At 63.8% G+C, this 18,581-nt stretch carries 14 protein-coding genes; 5 read left to right on the top strand and 9 right to left on the bottom strand.

Annotated features, from left to right (window positions below; translation table 11 throughout):
• Nucleotides 1-203 precede the first annotated feature (203 nt).
• The 3 genes from der to KBT70_RS01720 all read right to left on the bottom strand — a co-directional run bounded on the left by der (nt 204) and on the right by KBT70_RS01720 (nt 3,811).
• On the bottom strand, nt 204-1,670 hold the full coding sequence (gene der / locus KBT70_RS01730) for a ribosome biogenesis GTPase Der (protein ID WP_296628047.1): 1,467 nt from the start codon (nt 1,668-1,670) through the stop codon (nt 204-206).
• 49 nt (nt 1,671-1,719) lie between these two features.
• Nucleotides 1,720-3,048, bottom strand: a complete 1,329-nt coding sequence (locus KBT70_RS01725) for a PQQ-like beta-propeller repeat protein (protein ID WP_296628045.1) — start codon at nt 3,046-3,048, stop codon at nt 1,720-1,722.
• Nucleotides 3,049-3,121: 73 nt separating this feature from the next.
• Nucleotides 3,122-3,811: a hypothetical protein gene (locus tag KBT70_RS01720; protein WP_296628043.1), complete on the bottom strand. Its 690-nt coding sequence runs from the start codon at nt 3,809-3,811 to the stop codon at nt 3,122-3,124.
• Between the two features lie 219 nt (nt 3,812-4,030).
• On the opposite strand from KBT70_RS01720, the gene KBT70_RS01715 reads away from it, so the two are divergent.
• The 3 genes from KBT70_RS01715 (at nt 4,031) to KBT70_RS01705 (ending at nt 9,400) form a co-directional block, all read left to right on the top strand.
• A complete protein-coding gene (locus KBT70_RS01715) occupies nt 4,031-5,242 on the top strand; it encodes an efflux RND transporter periplasmic adaptor subunit (RefSeq protein WP_296628041.1) in 1,212 nt (403 codons plus the stop codon).
• Nucleotides 5,239-9,018 (top strand): efflux RND transporter permease subunit, encoded by a 3,780-nt coding sequence (locus KBT70_RS01710; protein WP_296628038.1) that lies wholly within the window; start codon nt 5,239-5,241, stop codon nt 9,016-9,018. The genes KBT70_RS01715 and KBT70_RS01710 overlap by 4 nt, the downstream gene beginning before the upstream one ends.
• Nucleotides 9,019-9,226: 208 nt before the next feature.
• A complete protein-coding gene (locus KBT70_RS01705) occupies nt 9,227-9,400 on the top strand; it encodes a VPEID-CTERM sorting domain-containing protein (RefSeq protein WP_296628036.1) in 174 nt (57 codons plus the stop codon).
• A 9-nt stretch (nt 9,401-9,409) separates the two neighbouring features.
• Here the strand turns inward: KBT70_RS01705 and xrtE are convergent, their stop codons facing one another.
• The 6 genes from xrtE to fdhF all read right to left on the bottom strand — a co-directional run bounded on the left by xrtE (nt 9,410) and on the right by fdhF (nt 17,018).
• The gene (gene xrtE / locus KBT70_RS01700) at nt 9,410-11,014 is read right to left on the bottom strand and encodes an exosortase E/protease, VPEID-CTERM system (RefSeq protein WP_296628034.1); all 1,605 of its coding nucleotides are present in this window, start codon (nt 11,012-11,014) and stop codon (nt 9,410-9,412) included.
• A gap of 66 nt (nt 11,015-11,080) precedes the next feature.
• Nucleotides 11,081-11,746, bottom strand: a complete 666-nt coding sequence (locus KBT70_RS01695; RefSeq protein WP_296628032.1) for an alpha/beta fold hydrolase — start codon at nt 11,744-11,746, stop codon at nt 11,081-11,083.
• Nucleotides 11,743-12,372 (bottom strand): DNA-3-methyladenine glycosylase, encoded by a 630-nt coding sequence (locus tag KBT70_RS01690; RefSeq protein ID WP_296628030.1) that lies wholly within the window; start codon nt 12,370-12,372, stop codon nt 11,743-11,745. The genes KBT70_RS01695 and KBT70_RS01690 overlap by 4 nt, the downstream gene beginning before the upstream one ends.
• Entirely contained in the window at nt 12,369-13,097 is a 729-nt protein-coding gene (locus KBT70_RS01685) for a cobalt-precorrin-6A reductase (protein ID WP_296628028.1), read from the bottom strand. The genes KBT70_RS01690 and KBT70_RS01685 overlap by 4 nt, the downstream gene beginning before the upstream one ends.
• Nucleotides 13,094-14,143 (bottom strand): cobalt-precorrin-5B (C(1))-methyltransferase, encoded by a 1,050-nt coding sequence (locus KBT70_RS01680; RefSeq protein WP_296628026.1) that lies wholly within the window; start codon nt 14,141-14,143, stop codon nt 13,094-13,096. The genes KBT70_RS01685 and KBT70_RS01680 overlap by 4 nt, the downstream gene beginning before the upstream one ends.
• A gap of 100 nt (nt 14,144-14,243) precedes the next feature.
• The gene (fdhF, locus tag KBT70_RS01675) at nt 14,244-17,018 is read right to left on the bottom strand and encodes a formate dehydrogenase subunit alpha (RefSeq protein ID WP_296628024.1); all 2,775 of its coding nucleotides are present in this window, start codon (nt 17,016-17,018) and stop codon (nt 14,244-14,246) included.
• Nucleotides 17,019-17,251: 233 nt separating this feature from the next.
• Between fdhF and KBT70_RS01670 the strand changes: the two genes are divergently transcribed.
• Together KBT70_RS01670 and KBT70_RS01665 are read left to right on the top strand one after the other, a co-directional pair.
• Nucleotides 17,252-17,902, top strand: a complete 651-nt coding sequence (locus tag KBT70_RS01670) for a histidine phosphatase family protein (protein WP_296628022.1) — start codon at nt 17,252-17,254, stop codon at nt 17,900-17,902.
• Nucleotides 17,903-17,921: 19 nt separating this feature from the next.
• Nucleotides 17,922-18,536, top strand: a complete 615-nt coding sequence (locus KBT70_RS01665; protein WP_296628021.1) for a glutathione S-transferase family protein — start codon at nt 17,922-17,924, stop codon at nt 18,534-18,536.
• The last annotated feature ends 45 nt before the right edge of the window (nt 18,537-18,581 follow it).

Raw genomic sequence — 18,581 nt, 5'->3', positions numbered from 1 at the left:
CCGCGCAAATCGCTCTTGGCGGTATAGGGCTTGAGAAACGCGCGCAGCGCGGCCTGATCGGGGGTTTCGGTCACGTCAGCCTCCTTGCCACAGAGGGATAACAGAGGAATAACAGTCTTGATGTGACGCAGATGTGACCTCGCCCCGCATGAATGCAAGAGGGGCCGCGCAGGATTTTCCGCGCAGGCCCGCCTTGCCCCGGTTCAGTCGCTCGCGCGGCCCGTCAGATGCTTGCGCAGGCTCGACGGCCCCGCCTTTTTCTTGCTCTTGTAGGGGTTGCGATCCGCCTGACTGCGGAAATAAAGACGGATGGGCGTGCCCGGCATGTCGAAATCGGCGCGCAGCCCGTTCACCAGATAGCGCGAATAGCTCTCGGGCAGCTTGTCGGGATGGCTGCACATGACCACGAAGCCCGGTGGCCGCGTCTTGGCCTGCGTCATGTAGCGCAGCTTGACCCGGCGACCGCCCGGCGCGGGCGGCGGATGCTGCTCCAGCATGCCGATCAGCCAGCGGTTCAATTGCGCCGTGGTCACGCGCCGGTTCCACACCTCATGCGCCTTGGCCACCGCATCGCGCAGCCGGTCCAGCCCCTTGCCGGTCTTGGCCGACACCGTGACGAGAGGTGCTCCGCGCAACTGCGGCAAGAGCCGCTCGAACGCCTCGCGCAATTCGCGGATCTTGTCGCTCTTGTCGGGTTCCATGTCCCATTTGTTGATCGCCACCACCACCGCGCGCCCCTCGCGCTCGGCCAGATCGGCGATCCGCAAATCCTGCTGCTCAAAGGGAATCGCGGCATCAAGCAGAACCACGACCACCTCGGCGAATTTCACCGCGCGCAGACCGTCCGACACCGACAGCTTTTCCAGCTTGTCCTGCACCTTGGCCTTCTTGCGCATGCCCGCCGTGTCGAAAATCCGCACCGGCATCCCGTCCCAGTCGATGCGCAGCGAAATCGCATCCCGCGTGATCCCGGCTTCCGGCCCGGTCAAGAGCCGCTCCTCGCCAAGGATCTTGTTGATCAGCGTCGATTTCCCGGCATTGGGCCGTCCCACCACCGCCACTTGCATCGGGCGCGCCTCGGTGGGCTTGCGATAGCTGACATCCTCGTCGTCCTCGATATCCTCATCGAGCGAGACATCCACCTCTGGCGCCTCCGCCTCGGCGCGCGCCTCAAAGGCATCGGACAGCGGCATCAGTTGTGCGTAGAGATCATTCAGCCCCTCGCCATGCTCCGCCGACATGCGAATAGGCTCACCCAGACCCAGACCCCAGGCCTCGATCACCCCCGCATCCGCCGCTGAACCTTCGGCCTTGTTGGCCGCAAGGATCACATGCGCCGAGCGTTTGCGCAGAATTTCCGCAAGGGTCTCGTCCATGGGCGTCACACCCGTGCGTGCGTCGATCAGGAACAGGCAAACATCAGCCATATCAACCGCGCGCTCGGTCAGCTTGCGCATACGGCCCTGAAGGCTCTCGTCGGTGGCATCTTCCAGACCCGCCGTATCAATCACCGTGAACCGCAAGTCGCCCAAACGCGCCGCGCCCTCACGCAGGTCGCGCGTCACACCGGGCTGGTTGTCGACCAAGGCCAGACGCTTGCCCACCAGCCGGTTGAACAGCGTCGATTTGCCAACATTGGGACGGCCCACGATGGCGAGAGAAAAGGTCATGGCTCAGGCTCCGATACGGATCAAGTCGCCCTGATACAGGAACACACGATCAACGGAAAGCCAGCAATTGACCCTTTTTCGACACGACATAGAGCGTGTTCCCCGCAACCACCGGGTTGGACGTGGCCCCGCCCGGCAAATCGCGCGCGCCCGTCATCTGCCCCGAGGCCGGATCAAAGAACCGCAACTGCCCGTCACCCGAGGCAAGGATCAACTGACCACCCGCCAGAACAGGGCCGAAATGGCCCACGATCTCGGCCTGCCTCTTGGGCTTGCGATCCGAAAAGAGCGGCAATTCATGCCCCCAGATGCGCGTGCCGTCCTCGGTCGAAAGGCGCACCAACTCGTTGCGATCCGTGACCATGAAAACCGAGTCGCCCGCAGGCCAGACCGGGTTGAGCGGGCCTTCTTCGGCCGTCCAGAGGCGATTGCCGCTGCCAAGGCTCAGCGCCACGGTGCGCCCCGAATGGCTGCCGGTATAGATGCGGTCGCCCACGACCACCGGATCGCCGGTGATGTCATCCACCCGCGCGCTCGCCACACCCAGACGCTCGCCCGCAACCTGCGCATCCCAGAGACGCAGACCGCCCCGGCGGAACGCACCCTGCAATTCCCCCGCACCAAAGGCAAAGACCACGTATTTGTCGGTGATGGCCGGGGCCGGACCGCCCAGAACATTGTGAATGTCGGGTGTGCCGCTCAACTGCCAGGCAATGCGCCCGGTGTCGGTCTCGATTGCCCAGGCCACATCATCGCCCGAGACAACATAGACCAGCCCGTCGAGCACCGCCGGCGTGCCGCTGCCGGGCGCGCCCAATTCCTGCTCCCAGATCACGCCGCCACTGGCCGGGTCAATCGCCGTGAGCTTGCCAAAGGCGGACGAAACAAAGAGCTTGCCATCGCCATAGGCCAGACCACCGCCGCTGGCATTGTCCGAATTGTCGTTGGCCGGGGTGATATCCCGCGTCCAGAGCAGTTGACCCGTGGTCGAGACCGCCGCTACCTTGGCTTCGGCATCCAGTGTAAAGATGCGCCCCTCGGCCACCACGGGGTCTGCGGTGATCCGCACCCGCCGCCCGTCGCCCTGCCCGATATTGACCGACCACGCCAGTTGCGGCGCGCGCGACAGCGCGGGATGGGCGGTGCGGGTTCCCGGCGTCCCGATCCGCTGCCGCCACTCCGCATTGACCGTGGCCGCAGGCAACGAGACCGGCAGCACCTGATTTTCCGGCGTTACGCTGGCTTGGGCCCGTGCCGCCTCGCTCTGGAGAACCTCGCGAATTCCCTCGCGTTCACCGCTCAGAATCTGTGTCTTCTTGGTGCAGGCCGTCAGCGCGAGGACTGCAACCAGCCCAAGGATCAATCCGTTCGGTTTCACTGCTCTTGCCCTCACTCTTCGCCTCTTGCCGCGCTCGCGACCCACGTGGGCCTCTGGCCCGGCGTGGCCTTTGTCATTCACCCACCGGCACGACACCGGAAACCGGTTCTGGCAGGTCGGGCAATTCTTCGCCCAAGGCCACAATCACTTGTGTCACCCGCCTGCGCAAGCCCATCGTGGCCTCGGCATCGCTTGCAATCGCAGCCAAGCGTTCGAGCGCCGCCTCGCGATTGCCGGTTTCAAGGTCGATCAGCGCCAGTTGCTCCTCGGCCAATAGCCGCAGAACCCCGCCGCTCAGGGCCAAACCGTTCAACCGGCCGCGCCGCGCCTCGGCATCAAGCCCCGAACCGGGCAACATCACCGCCTTGAGCGTGGCAATATCGCGATAGACCGCCTCCACATCCGACCGATCCGCAAGCGCCAGCAACCGCTGCGCCGCCGCCTCGGGGCTGTCTGCCGCTTCCTCTGCGGCCGCCAGGAGGGCAATCACCGATGCCGCCTGCGCGCCCGGTGCCGTGATCGCATCAAGGGCCGCAGCCCGTGCCGCCCGATCTTCCGTCGCCAAGGCTGCCAGCACCGCATCGCCAAGCGCCTGTGCGGCGGCGCGGTCCTGCGCCTTGCGCCATTCGTTCCACGCGGCACCGCCCACCAGCAACAGGATCGCCAGAACCGCGATCCAGCCATAGCGGCGCATCAACCCGAATAGCCGGTCGCGGCGCACCTCTTCGGTGACTTCGTCGATGAAACTGTCGGTGTTGCTCACGCCGCGCCCCCCTTGAATTTTGCCCCTCTTACCCCGAAGCCCCGCCCCTGCCAAGGGGCGCTGCACCCCCGACGCAAGGGCGCGCTTGCAGCAGGCATCAGAAAAGATTAATCTGAACCGGTTAGTTTAGCGTAAGTCTGTAGACGGGAGTATGGGCCAAGACCCGCAGGCCAAGCCCACCCCCGGCCCCGCCACGCCTCATGGCCCGAAGGTAGATAAATGCGGTTGCTTCCTGTTCTCATCGCCCTTGTGGTTTCTGCCTTTGTCTATGTGGTCGTTTTCGAGCATGACCGCTTTCTTCCCGCCCCCGACCCGCAAACCGCCGAGCCGCTGCCCGAAACGGCGCCAGAGGCCGAACCGATCATGCGCGTCGTGGCCCTCCACTCCCAAGCCCGCGAAGTGGACAGCGCCGTCGTCGTGCGCGGCCGCTCCGAGGCCGACCGCATCGTCGAATTGCGCGCCGAAACCTCTGGCCTCGTCATCAACGAGCCGCTGCGCAAAGGCCATATGGTGGCCCAAGGCGACATCCTCTGCCGCCTTGATCCCGCCGCACGCGAGGCCGCCTTGGCCGAGGCCCGCGCCCGCCTGACCGAGGCCCAGACCCGCATCCCCGAGGCCGAGGCCCGCGCCAACGAGGCCCGCGCCCAACTCGAAGAGGCGCAAATCAACGCAAACGCCGCCGAGAACCTGATCGAGAGCGGCTTCGCTTCGCAAACCCGCGTCGCCGCCACCCGCGCCGCGGTCAGTTCGGCGCAGGCGGCGGTGCAATCGGCCACCTCTGGCCTTGAGGCCGCGCGCGCCGGGATCGAATCCGCCCATGCCGCCGTCGCCGCCGCCGAAACGGAAATCAATCGCCTCTCGATCATCGCCCCGTTCAATGGCGTGCTCGACACCGACACCGCCGAAATCGGCAGCCTGCTGCAACCCGGCGCGCTCTGCGCCACCGTGCTGCAACTCGACCCGATCACCATGGTCGGCTTCGTGTCCGAAATGCAGGTGGCACGCGTCGAGATGGACGCCCCCGCGCGCATCCGCATGGCCTCGGGCCGCATGGTCGAGGGGCGCGTGACCTTCGTCGCGCGCTCAGCCGATGACGTCACCCGCACCTTTCGCGTCGAAGTGACAGTGCCCAATCCGGACCTCTCTCTGCGCGACGGGGAAACCGCCGAAATCCTGATTGGCGCCGCGGGCAAACGCGCGCATCTCTTGCCGCAATCGGCCCTCACCCTTGATGACGAGGGCACCTTGGGCCTGCGCATCGTCGGCCCCGAGAGCCGCGCGCAATTCGTCCCGGTCGAGCTTTTGCGCGACACGCCTTCGGGCGTCTGGATCACCGGCCTGCCCGACAGTGCCGATGTGATCGTGATCGGACAGGATTACGTCACCGATGGCGTGCCTGTTGACCCTGTGTTTCAGGAGTTGGGCCAATGACCGGCCTCGTTGATTGGGCCGCCGCCCGCGCCCGGATGGTGCTGGCCTTCATCGTGCTCTCGGTCCTTGCCGGCACCATGGCCTATGTCAGCCTGCCCAAGGAAGGCGAGCCCGACATCGAGGTGCCCGCCCTCTTCATCTCGGTCCCATTCCCCGGCATCTCCGCCGAAGACAGCGAGAAACTTCTCGTCAAGGTGATGGAAACCGAACTGAGCGACCTTGACGGGCTCAAGAAAATGACCGGCACCGCCGCCGAGAATTACGGCGGCGTGGCGCTCGAATTCGAATTCGGCTGGGACAAGACCAAGACCCTCGCCGATGTGCGCGACGCGATGGACACCGCCGAGGCTGATTTCCCGGAAGGGGCCGAGAAATACACCCTGAACGAGGTGAATTTCAGCGAGTTCCCGATCATCATCGTCAACCTCTCTGGCCCGGTGCCCGAACGCACCATGTCGCGGCTGGCAAATGACCTTCAGGACACGCTCGAAGGGCTGGAACCGGTGCTCGAGGCGGGCATCGCGGGCAATCGCGAGGAAATGCTCGAGGTCATCATCGACCCGCTGCGCCTTGAGGCGTATAACGTCACCGCGCTTGATCTCATCAACGTGGTGCAGAACAACAACCAACTGATTGCGGCAGGCGAGGTCGACACCACCCAAGGCACCTTCGCAGTCAAGATCCCGTCCTCGTTTGAGGATACCAGCGATTTCTACAACCTGCCGGTCAAGACCAATGGCGACCGCATCGTGCGGCTGGGGGATCTGGCGACGATCAACCTCACCTTCGAGGACCGGCTTGGCACCGCGCGCTTCAACGGCGAGACGACCGTCGCCCTTCAGGTGGTCAAGCGCAAAGGCTTCAACATCATCGAGACCGCGGACCTCGTGCGCGCCGCCGTGGCTGAGGCGGAAAAGACCTGGCCCGAGGATTTGCAGGTCGCCGTCAGCGTCGGCACCTCCAACGATCAATCCAGCACTGTCGCCTCCATGGTCAGCCAGCTCGAAGGCTCGGTTCTCACCGCCATCGCCCTGGTGATGATCGTCACACTGGCCGCCTTGGGTATTCGGCCCGCGCTGCTGGTGGGCTTTTCCATTCCCACCTCCTTTCTCCTCTGCTTCGCGCTTCTTGCGGTCATGGGGGTCGCCATATCGAATATCGTGATGTTCGGCCTCATCCTCGCGGTGGGGATGCTGGTCGATGGGGCCATTGTCGTGGTGGAATACGCCGACAAGCGCATCGAAGAGGGCGAAGGACCGATGACCGCCTATGTGGGTGCCGCCAAACGGATGTTCTGGCCCGTGGTCAGTTCGACCGCAACGACGCTCTGCGCCTTTCTGCCGATGCTCTTCTGGCCCGGTATCCCGGGGCAATTCATGGGCATGTTGCCCGTCACACTGATTTTCGTGCTCTCCGCCTCGCTCTTGGTGGCGCTTGTCTATCTGCCCGTTCTGGGCGGTGTCACCGGGCGGCTGGAGCGCTGGTTCAACGCCCGCACCGACCAGATCGCTGGTGGCTTCTGGCTCTGGCACGTGCTGCTCTTTCCGGTGGCCATCGGCGCGGCCCTTGTGGCCGGTCAAGTGGCACCCGCCCTGCTCAATGAGGTGCGCGCGCAATTTTCCGGCATGGACGGCACGCGCATCCTCGGCTCGGTCGTGCCAGTGCTGACAACGATCTTTGGCCTCATGCTGGGGGTTTCGCTGCTGATGGCGGTGGGCCTCTCGGGGGTTGTCGCCACGCTGCTGGCGCTCGTGGCCATTCCGCGCCGCTTTGGCAAACTCCTGAATGCGGCGCGGCACCGCTGGCTGCCCCCGCGCCGCGAACGGGTGCAGGGTGGCTATCAACGCTCGGCCTTTGGCTGGGTGATCCATGCCATCGCGGGCAATCCGGTCATGCCGCTGGTGGCTTTTGGTGCGATTTTCGTGCTCGTGGGCTCTGTGCTCATGTTCTACATCAACAACAACAACGGCACCGAATTCTTCGTCGATAGCGAACCAGAGCGCGGCATCGTCTATGTGCGCGGGCGCGGCAACCTGTCGATTGACCAAAAGGATCAGTTGGTCAAACAGGTCGAGGATATCATCCGCGCCCATCCCGGCATCCAGACCGCCTTTGCCTTTGCCGGGGATGGCGGGCTTGATACCAACACCGGCGGCGCGCAGCCGCCACGCGATACCATCGGCCAGATTCAGTTTGAAACCATCGCGTGGGAGGATCGCCCGCAAGAACGGGAACCATGGTTCACCATCCCGCTCATCGACCTGACCGTGTCGCGCGATGTCGTGGCGGCGGAATTCGACGGCGATGCCGTGATTGCCGAACTCAGCGCAGAACTCGAACAGGTCCCCGGCATCAAGTTCGAGGTCCTCGCCCAATCCCGTGGTCCCGCCTCGGCCAAGCCGGTGCATCTGCGCCTCAAGAGCGACAATTGGGACGATCTCATCGCCTTTACCGAGGTGGCGCGCCAGCAGTTCGACGCGACCGAGGGCCTGCATCAGATCGAGGATACCTTGCCCCTGCCCGGCATCGACTGGCAGATCGACGTCGATGTCGAAAAGGCCGGTCGCTTTGGGGCCGATGTCGCCACCGTCGGTGCCATGGTGCAACTTGTGACGCGCGGCATCCTGCTCGACACCATGCGCGTGGACAGCAGCGACGAGGAAATCGAGATCCGTGTCCGCCTGCCCGATCAGGACCGCGTGCTCTCGACCCTCGACAGCCTCAAGGTGCGCACCGACGATGGGCTGGTGCCCCTGTCGAATTTCGTCACCCGTAAACCGGTCAAGCAACTGGCCCAGATCGACCGCATAGACCAAACCCGGTTTTTTGACATCAAGGCGGCGGTCAAGGACGGCGAATTCGTTACACAATCCGCCTCGGACCTTACAGACCGTAAGGTTCCGATCACAGCGAACGAACGGATAACACATCTGACCGAATGGCTCGAATCAGGCGTTCTGCCGCCCGGTATCAGCTATGAATGGACCGGCGATGCCGAGGATCAGGCCGAATCCGGCGCGTTCCTGCAACAGGCTTTCGTCGGCGCGCTTGGCCTGATGTTCATCATCCTCTTGGCGCAATTCAACAGCGTTTACAACGCGGTACTGGTTCTCTTGGCGGTCGTGCTCTCGACCACGGGCGTGCTCATCGGCATGCTCGTGATGGATCAGCCCTTTTCGATCATCATGACCGGCACCGGCATCGTCGCCCTCGCGGGGATCGTGGTGAACAACAACATTGTTTTGATTGACACTTTTCAGGAATACGCCCGCTACATGCCCCAGATCGAGGCCATCACCCGCACCGCGCAGGATCGCATCCGCCCGGTGCTTTTGACCACGATCACCACCATGGCGGGGCTTGCGCCGATGATGTTCGGGCTCAGCCTCGACTTTGTGAATGGCGGCTATGCCTTTGATAGTCCAACAGCTTTGTGGTGGAAGCAGCTTGCGACCGCCGTGGTGTTCGGCCTCGGCATCGCAACCGTGCTCACGCTGGTCTTCACCCCCGCGATGCTGGCCCTGCGGGTGTGGCTCGGCACCTACGCCCTCTGGGGCGCGCAGCTTCTGGCCAAGCTCTCGCTCGGCCGCTCCAGCCGTGCCGCTCAGGATTGGGCCCTCGCCCGCACCGCAAGCCGGCTTGCGCACTCGGAAATCGTCTGGCCCGACGAGCATGAAAAATCCTCTGCTCAAGTCCGCCAAACCGCTGCATCAAATGAAGAAAAAGCCGACTCAGCGACGCGCGTAGAGGGGTCTCCCCTGCGCGCAGCAGAGTGATTCTCAGCGACTTATCAGAGCGATAGCGCGGTGACCGGATAAACTGCTCATCGTTTTGGCATCTCCGCCCCCACCTCGGAAACAAAGCGTCCTTTCGACGCGGTTCGTTTCCAAATACCGCATTACTGAGGGGGGCGGCTTGAAATGTGTCGAAAATCTGGCATATGTGCGGTAAGAGTTTGAATAAGAGATATAACGGAGATGACCGATGTTTGATTGGTTCTGGAATGGCTGGTACGGTGGCACGACAACGAGCGGCGGCTCAACGTCGACCTCCTCCGTGCCGGAAATGGACGCCGCCAGTGGCACCCTTGCCATCGCGGTCGTTCTCGCGGCCCTTGTCCTTGCTTGGGAAATCAAACGCCGTCGCGCGCGGAACTGACCTTACCTGTCAGATCAGCGCCCAATCCCCCCTCCAAAGGGCGACGGCTGCGATAACAGCATTGGCAACAGCATGGGCGGCCATGGCATCAGCCAGCCGCCCATTGCGCATGTAAACAAAGGAAAAAATCACGCCGGCCAGCCCCGCTTCGACCCAGCGACCATGGACGAGGGCGAAGAGGCCAGCCGAGACAGCAATCGCGATGATCCGGCTCAAGACGGTCCCCCGATCCAGCCGCGCTTGCACATAACCCCGAAAGAACAGCTCTTCGATCACCGGCACAAGCGCCACGGTGCCCAATATCCGCAGGCCCGCCCAAAGGGCAAAGGCCCCTGCCCCAAGCGACAAGAGCACCTCTGAGGGCGGCTCTGCCGGGGGCGCGGTGATGATCCACGCTACCCCGACCACTCCGCCCGCGACAACCGACAGCCCCGAAGGCCACGCCAGATGGCGCAGCACCGTACCCCGCACCCACCAGAGCGCGGCCAGCATCATGCCCACCTGCACCGGATAGGCCAAGGCGGGCTCGCTCCAAAACGCCTGTGCGATCAAGCCCGACAGGGCAAACACGATAAACGGCAGGATGCGCCCGGCCACATCATCCTCGGCCAGCGGGGCCACGCTGCGCACCCGTGGCACCGCCGCCGCCTGGAGCGCATAGCCACTGCGCCCGACAACAACCAACACCCCGATCGACAGCGCGGTGAACATCAACCACCCGGCAAAGCTGTGAAAGCCATTGACCGCAAGCTCAGGCGAGACATGCACCCCGATCAGGATCAGCACCGTGATCCGCACCGCGTTGAACACCCAACTGACCAAGAGCGCGAGAGGCCAGATCACAAGGCCAAAGCGGCGCAGGCGCAATTCGTCACGGAATAGCACCCCGTAGAGGGCCAGAAAGGCGGTGATCAGCACCAACCCCTCAATCCCCGAACAGCTATCGGCCACCATAACCCGGAATTCCGGCGTGCCGATCACGTAGGTTGTGGGGTCCACGATCACGTCTTCGACAAAGAGGCGCAGCAAGAGGAAAACCGCAATAAATGTCACATCCGTGATCGCCTGCACGCTCCAGAGCGGCCCCGCCAGAACCACCGCCCCCGGCAACGCAGCCGCAAAACCTGCAATCGCGACAAGGGACAGGGCGCGCCCCTGCAACCACGCGATCCAAGCCATAGGCCGCATGAGCCATAACACACCCCCCAGGGCCGCCATCAGCGCGCCGAAGGCCGCGAGCGGGAACATGCGCTGAAACTCGGCGCTCAGCGCCTCGGGCGCGATCAGGACCAGGGGGGCCAACATGCCGACGATGCCAACGCCATGCACCAAGGCCCATCCCCATCCGCCCGGCGCACCCGCAGCAGCAAGGCCAAAATCCGTGCGCGCAGCGGGACGCGCCCAGAGATATATCCCCATCAACGATCCCGCACACAGAAGCCAGAGCGCCACAAACCGCAGCCCCCGACAGGCCAGTTCAATCCCGGTGGCGCGGCATTCCAGATCGCTCAGCACCTGATAACCCAGCACAAGCAGCACCATCTCGGCGACAAAGAGTGCGCCAAGTGAAAGCGCCCGTCGATGCGGGGTAATTCTGTCCGTGTCCTTGCTCATCCGTCGCAGGTTAGCAGATCAGCGCCGCCGTAATATGGCAAGCCTGCGGCGATTTGCGGGAAACCGTCAGAGGCCAAGTTTGTCGCGCATGAAGGCCAGAGCCACCGACAGCCCGTCGGGCGCGATCCCATGGCCCGTGCCCTTCATAATATGGGCATAGACATCCTGCCAGCCTGCCCCCTGCAACGCCTCTGCCGCCTGCGGCAGCGATTGCACCGGCACCACTTCATCAGCGTCGCCATGCACCAGCAGCACGGGCGGGCGGCTCTGCACCTCATCGCTCAGCAGTTCCGGCGACAGAAGCCGCCCGGAAAAGGCCACGACCCCTCCAAGCGCATCCTCGCGCCGGGGTGCCACATGCAGCGCCATCATCGTGCCTTGGGAAAAGCCGAAGAGAACCACCTGTTCGGGCAAGAGATCCTCATCCACCATCAGCGCATCGAGAAAGGCATTCAGATCGTCAGAGGCCGCCATCAGCCCGCGATGCGCCTCTTCCTCGCTCGATCCGTCGATCCACGGGATTGGGAACCATTGCAGGCCAAAAGGCATGCCCGGGATACTTTCCGGCGCATCGGGCGCAACAAAAAGCGTATCGGGCAGATGCTCTGCCAGCGGGTCGGCCAGCCCCAGCAAATCCGCGCCATTGGCCCCGTATCCGTGCAGAAAAACCACGGCCGAGCGTGTCTCGCCCGACTGCGGCGCTTTGCGGCCTGCTTGCAAAACCCGTGTCATCTGATCCCTTCCCTCTCTTTGGCCACCCGGTAATAGGCCCACAAGAGCCGCGCCGCAACGGCGCGCCAGGGCGACCACTCCTCGGCCATCTGCCGCAGCGCCCGTTCCTTGGGGCGTTCCGGCAGCTCGTAGAGCAGGCGCACCGCCTCTTGCAAGGCAAGATCGCCGGGGGCAAAAACATCCGCGCGCCCCAAGCTGAACATCGCATAGATTTCCGCCGTCCAGACGCCGATGCCGGGCACCTGTGTGAGGGTTGCGATCACGTCGGATGTGGGGGCCACGCGCAGCGCATCATAGTCGATCCCCGCCTCGGCAAGGGCGCGGGCATAGCGCGCCTTTTGTCGGCTGAGGCCCACGGCGCGCAGGTCGTCATCCGTGACTGCAACAATGCGCGCAGGTTCCACGAACCCGGCCTGTTCCAACCGCGACCAGATCGCATTGGCCGAGGCCACGCTGACCTGCTGGCTGACTATCGCACTCAACAGCTCTGCAAACCCGTCGGCATTGCGCCGCAGGGGCAGCGGCCCAGTCAGATCATAGGCATGGCGCAGGCGTGGACAAAGAGCGGCCAGATGCGCCGCACCTTCCTCCACATCCTCAGCACTTTCGATGATCCGTCCGGTCATAATGCGCGCACCCACTCCATTGCCGCCGCCACCGTCGCCACGCAGGGGGCCTCAGGCTGCGGCGGGCGAGCGATCATCGCCACGGGCAGCTTCAACGCCCGCGCTGCCGCCAATTTGCTCTCGGACGCGGCCCCGCCTGCATTCTTGACCACCAACCAGTCAATACAAAGTCGCGTAAAGAGCGCAATCTCATCTTCCACGGAAAACGGCGGACGACCCACGATATAGGTGCCATTCGGCATGGGAAAGGCGGCCTCGGGTGGATCGACCACACGGCAGATCAGGCGGCGACCCTCGAGATTGGCAAAGCGCGAAACGCCCTGCCGCCCGGTGGCAAGAAAGACCGTGGCCCCCTCTGGAATATGCGCTGCCGCCTCTTCTTCGGCCGCAATCCCTGTCCAGCGATCCTCTGCCCCCGGACCCCATTCCGGGCGCAAGAGCTGGCAATAGGGCAAATCATGGGCCGCACAGAGCCGCGCCGTGCGCTCGGAGATGCGCGCCGCAAAAGGATGCGTGGCATCAAGCACCGCCGTGATCCCCGCCTCGGCCAGATAGCGCAGAAACCCCGTATCGCCGCCGAATCCTCCGATTCGCATGGGCAGCCCGATAGCGCGCGGCGCACGGGTCGCCCCGGCGAGCGAGGCCACCGCCGCGCGCCCTTCGTCCGCCAAATGCCGCGCCACTTGCTGCGCCTCGGCCGTGCCCGCCAGCAGCAAAAGCGTCATGCCGACCCCGCCCGCGCCAGCACCGTGCCTGCCCGGTCGATCACGACAGTATCCACCTCAACCCCCTCGGGCAGCATCGCCAGCACCTTCTCGCGGCTTTCACGCGCCACCCAATTCGCAAGTTTTTCCCCCGCAAAATCATAGGCCTGCAAGGCTGTGTTCATGTATTTCAAGTCCGGCAGGCCAAGCGCCTCGGCAAGGCCCGGAAAATCCACCTGACTGCGGCCTGAATGCAGATCGCGCGCGCCCTGTGCCAGCTTGATCATCTTGCCGATACCGCCCCCTACCGTCAGGCGTGGCACCGGATGCCGGGCAAGATACTTGAGCATGCCGCCTGCGAAATCCCCCATATCGAGCATGGCGTGATCCGGCAGACCATAGAGGCCCTGCACCACCTTTTCGCTCGTGGCCCCGGTGCAGCCCGCCACATGGGTCAACCCCGTCTCGCGTGCCACGTCGATGCCGCGATGGATCGACGCGATCCAGGCCGCACAGGAAAACGGGCGCACAATCCCGGTGGTACCCAAGATTGACAGCCCTCCTTTGATGCCCAACCTCGGATTCCACGTCTTTTGCGCAAGCGCTGCCCCACCCGGCACCGAAACGGTGATCTCGATATCCGGGCTTTCCGACAGGCGCTCGGCCATATCCTCGACCGTGTGCTGCATCATCTGACGCGGCACCGGGTTGATCGCGGGGTCGCCGGGCGGGATCGGCAGGCCGGGCATGGTGACACGCCCCACGCCCTCGCCCGCGCGAAAGACCACGCCCCCCTCCGAGCGTGCCACCCTCGCGATGATCATGGCGCCGTGGGTCACATCCGGGTCATCGCCCGCATCCTTGATCACCCCCGCCTCGGCCCAACCATCGCCGCTGGCGTAATGCGCGATGTCAAACTCTGGCGTTTCGCCGCGTGGCAGGGTGATTTGCACGCGCCGCACTTTGCCTTCGCCCCACAACAAACTAAGCGCCGCCCGCGTCGCGGCGGTGGCGCAAGCGCCCGTGGTCCAGCCACGGCGCAGGGGGGTGTCGGGTTTTCGGGTCATGTCCACGCGCGACTATAGGCGCGCCATCGCCTGAGGCCAAATGCCAAATCCATCGGCAGGAACGTCTGCGCCCCGCGACCTGCGCGGGGCGCTCTGCGTATCATTCCGCCGCGATGTTCGCCGCTTCGACCTTGACCGCCGAAAACTTGAACTCGGGGATCTTGCCGTAGGGATCGACCGCCGGGTTGGTGAGGATATTCGCCGCCGCCTCGACAAAGGCAAAGGGCAGGAACACCATATCGGGGGCCACGGCACGATCTGCCCGCGCCATGATCCGGATCGAGCCGCGCTTGGTGCTCAGGCGCACCATGCCGCCCGGCTCGACACCCAGCTTGCGCAGGGTGGCCGGATGCATCGAGCAATTCGCCTCTGGCTCGACCGCGTCGAGCACGCTGGCGCGGCGGGTCATGGACCCGGTGTGCCAATGCTCAAGCTGCCGTCCCGTGGTCAGGACCATCGGATACTCGGCGTCGGGCACATCGTCGGGCGGAATGATCGCCGCCGGGGTGAATTTCGCCCGTCCTTCAGGACGCGGGAACCCGTCACCAAACACCACCGCCTCGCCGGGCTGATCTGGGCCTTTACAAGGATAGGTCACAGCCCCTTCGCGCTCCAGCCGCTCCCATGTGATATTGTCGAGCGAGCGCATGTTCACCTTCATCTCGGCAAAGACATCCGCCGGGCTGTCGTAGGACCAATCAAGCCCGATCCGGTTGGCGAGGTCGACCGTGATCTCCCAATCCTCGCGCGCCTCGCCCGGAGGCGGGACCGCACGCCGCCCCATTTGCACCTGACGGTTGGTGTTGGTGACAGTGCCGGACTTTTCGTAGAACGCACTCGCGGGCAGGATCACATCGGCATAGTTCGCCGTTTCGGTGATGAAAATATCCTGCACCACCAGATGCTCGAGCTTGGCCAGAGCATCGCGGGCGTGCTCCACATCAGGATCGGACATCGCCGGGTTTTCACCCAGAATATACATGCCCTTGATCTTGTCTTCATGGACCGCATCCATGATCTCGGTCACGGTCAGGCCCTTCTGGTTCGAGAAGTCGCCCGATTGCCAGACTTCGGTAAAGGCGCGGCGCACGCCGTCGTCGGTCACGGTCTGATAGTCGGGCAGGAACATCGGCACGAGGCCCGCGTCGGACGCCCCCTGCACGTTGTTCTGGCCACGCAGCGGGTGCAGGCCCGTGCCGGGGCGGCCCACATGGCCGCACATCAGCGCCAGTGAGATCAGGCAGCGCGAATTGTCGGTGCCATGGATATGCTGGCTGACGCCCATCCCCCAAAAGATCATGCCGGCCTTGGCGGTGGCAAAATCACGCGCAACGGCGCGCAGGGTCTCGGCCGGAACACCGCAGATCGCTTCCATCTTCTCGGGCGGGAATTGCGCCAGATGCTTTTTCTCCGCTTCCCAATTCTCGGTGAAGGCGGCGATATACTGCTGGTCGTAAAGCCCCTCTTCGACGATCACATGACAGATGGCATTCAGCATCGCCACATCGGCGCCGGGCCGGAATTGCAGCATATGGGTGGCAAAGCGCTTCATCCCCTGCCCGCGCGGGTCCATCACGATGAGCTTGCCACCGCGCTTGGTGAACTGCTTGAAATAGGTTGCGGCGACGGGGTGATTCTCGAGCGGGTTGGCCCCGATTATGATCGCCACATCGGCGTTCTCGATCTGGTTGAAGGTCGCCGTGACGGCACCAGAGCCGACATTCTCGATCAGCGCCGCCACGGAAGAGGCATGGCAGAGCCGCGTGCAGTGGTCGACGTTGTTGTGCCCAAATCCCTGACGGATGAATTTCTGAAAGAGATAGGCCTCTTCATTGGTGCATTTGGCGCTGCCGAAACCCGCCACACTGGTGCCGCCATGCGTGTCCTTGAGACCCTTGAGCGCGCCGGCGACCAGATCGAGCGCCTCGTCCCATTCGGCCTCGCGGAAGACTTCCTGCCAGTTTCCGGGATCGACATTGAGCCCCTTGGCGGGCGCATCGTCGCGGCGAATGAGCGGCTTGGTCAGGCGGTGCGGGTGGTGGATATAGTCAAAGCCAAACCGCCCCTTGACGCAGAGACGCCCTTCGTTGGCAGGACCGTTGATGCCCTCGACATATTTGACCTTGCCATTCTTGACCTTGAGCGAAACCTGACAGCCCACGCCGCAGAAGGGGCAGATGCTTTTCACTTCCTCGTCGAAATCGGCGCTGTCGCCCTGCTGCTGATCGTCAAGCACAGTGGCAGGCATCAAGGCCCCGGTCGGGCAGGCCTGCACGCATTCGCCGCAGGCCACGCAGGTCGAGGCCCCCATCGGGTCGGCCAGATCGAACACCGGATAGGCATCATGCCCGCGCCCGCCCATCCCGATCACGTCATTGACCTGCACTTCGCGGCAGGCGCGCACGCAGAGGCCACACTGGATACAGGCATCCAGATTGACGCGCATCGCGATATGGGTGTCATCAAGCAGCGGAATGCGCTCTTTCTCAAGCTTGGGAAAGCGGCTGTGGGTCACGCCATTGGCCTCGGCCATGTCCCAGAGATGGCTTGAGCGGTCATGCGATTGCGCCTGCTCGGGCTGATCGGCCAAGAGCATCTCGACCACCATCTTGCGCGCCGATTCTGCGCGCGCGGAATTGGTCGTGACCACCATGCCCGCCTTGGCTTCGCGGATGCAGGAGGCAACCAGCGTCCGCTCGCCCTGAACTTCGACCATACAGGCGCGGCAATTGCCATCGGGGCGGTAGCCGGGCGCGGGCTTGTGGCAAAGATGCGGAATTTTCAGCCCGCGACCATTCGCAACTTCCCAGATCGTCTGACCGGCTTCTGCCTCGACCTCGTGGCCGTCCAATACGAATGTGATTTTGTCGGTCATCAGCGTGCCTCCCTGCTTTGGGTCTTTTTTAAGCATGCAGTTGCATCCCATAGGCCGTCAATCCCGACACCTAACCCTGCGTTTGCGCCACGAAAGGCAAAGAGCCATCGCCGAGGCCTCAATTCCCCGACCGTCAAAGGCACAACCAACGAAAGGGCGGATTATTTTGCGCGCCACCTTTAACCCCGCCGCAACCGGCGCTAACGTCGCGCGGAATTCGGGGGAGGGAAACCTTGGCAGAGCTTATTCTGGTGCGGCACGGGCAGGCCAACAGCCATGCCACCGATGAGGCAGGCTATGACCGGCTGTCGCCTCTGGGTGTGCAGCAGGCCGAATGGCTGGGCGCGCATCTGGCCCGGACCAACCCGCATTTCGACCATGTCATCACCGGCACCCTCAACCGGCAGATCGGCACCGCCCGCGCCATGGGCTATGAGATCACCGAACGGGACCCGCGCCTTGACGAGTTGAGCTACTTCGCCCTCGCCCGCGCCATCGAGACGCAGCACGGGATTCCCGCCCCCGCGGACGCCACTGAATTTGCCCGCTACCTGCCGCAGGTGATCGAACACTGGGCGCGGGGCGATCTTGACGATGTGCCCGAGACCTTCGAGCATTTCACCACCCGCATCACCAGCCTGATCGACGACATCTGCCAGCACAACGGGCGCATCCTGATCGTGACATCGGGTGGCGTGATCGGCATGGTCATGCGCCATGCCCTCGGACTTGATATTCCGGGCATGGCCAAGGTCATGCTGCAGGTGATGAACAGTTCGCTGCACCGGCTAGAGCATGTGCATGACATGCTGATGCTGGGCACGTTCAACGCCACGCCCCATCTCGACACCCCCGACCGGGCACATGCCCGCACCTTTATCTGACAACAAGAGGAGCCGCGCCATGAAACTCTATTACGCCAAAGGCACCATCTCGATTGCGGTGGTCATCGCGCTGCATGAAGCGGGGCTCGAGTTTGACCCGGTGCGTCTCGATTTCCGGGCAGGCGAACAATCCAGCGCCGCCTATCTCGCGATCAATCCCAAAGGGCGGGTGCCGACGCTCATCACCGAGCAGGGCATCCTGACCGAAACCGGCGCGATCCTCGATTACATCGCCGACACCACGCCGCAGGCCGGATTGCGCCCCACCGATCCCTATCAGGCCGCCAAGATGCGCGAGGCGATGTATTACCTCGCCTCAACCATGCATGTGAACCACGCGCACAAGATGCGCGGCCATCGGTGGGCCGATCAGCAAAGCTCTTTTGACGATATGAAGGCCAAGTCGGTGCAGACCATGACCGACAGCGCCGCCTATGTCGAAAACCACGTGCTCACCGGGCCATTCGTGTTGGGCGAGACTGTCTCGCTTGCCGATGCCTATCTCTATGTGGCGTGCAACTGGCTCGAGGGCGACGGTGTGGACGTGGCGCAATTCCCCAAGATCACCGCCTTTGTGCAAGCGATGCGCGCGCGTGCCTCGGTGGCGCGGGTGATCGCGGATGACATGATCTGAGAGGCTGACATGACACATCTGTGGGTAAGGGCCGAACAGCGGCCA

Source organism: Roseovarius sp., from assembly GCF_018066915.1.
Classification (GTDB): domain Bacteria; phylum Pseudomonadota; class Alphaproteobacteria; order Rhodobacterales; family Rhodobacteraceae; genus Roseovarius.
This window is presented reverse-complemented; position numbering and strand designations above follow the sequence as displayed.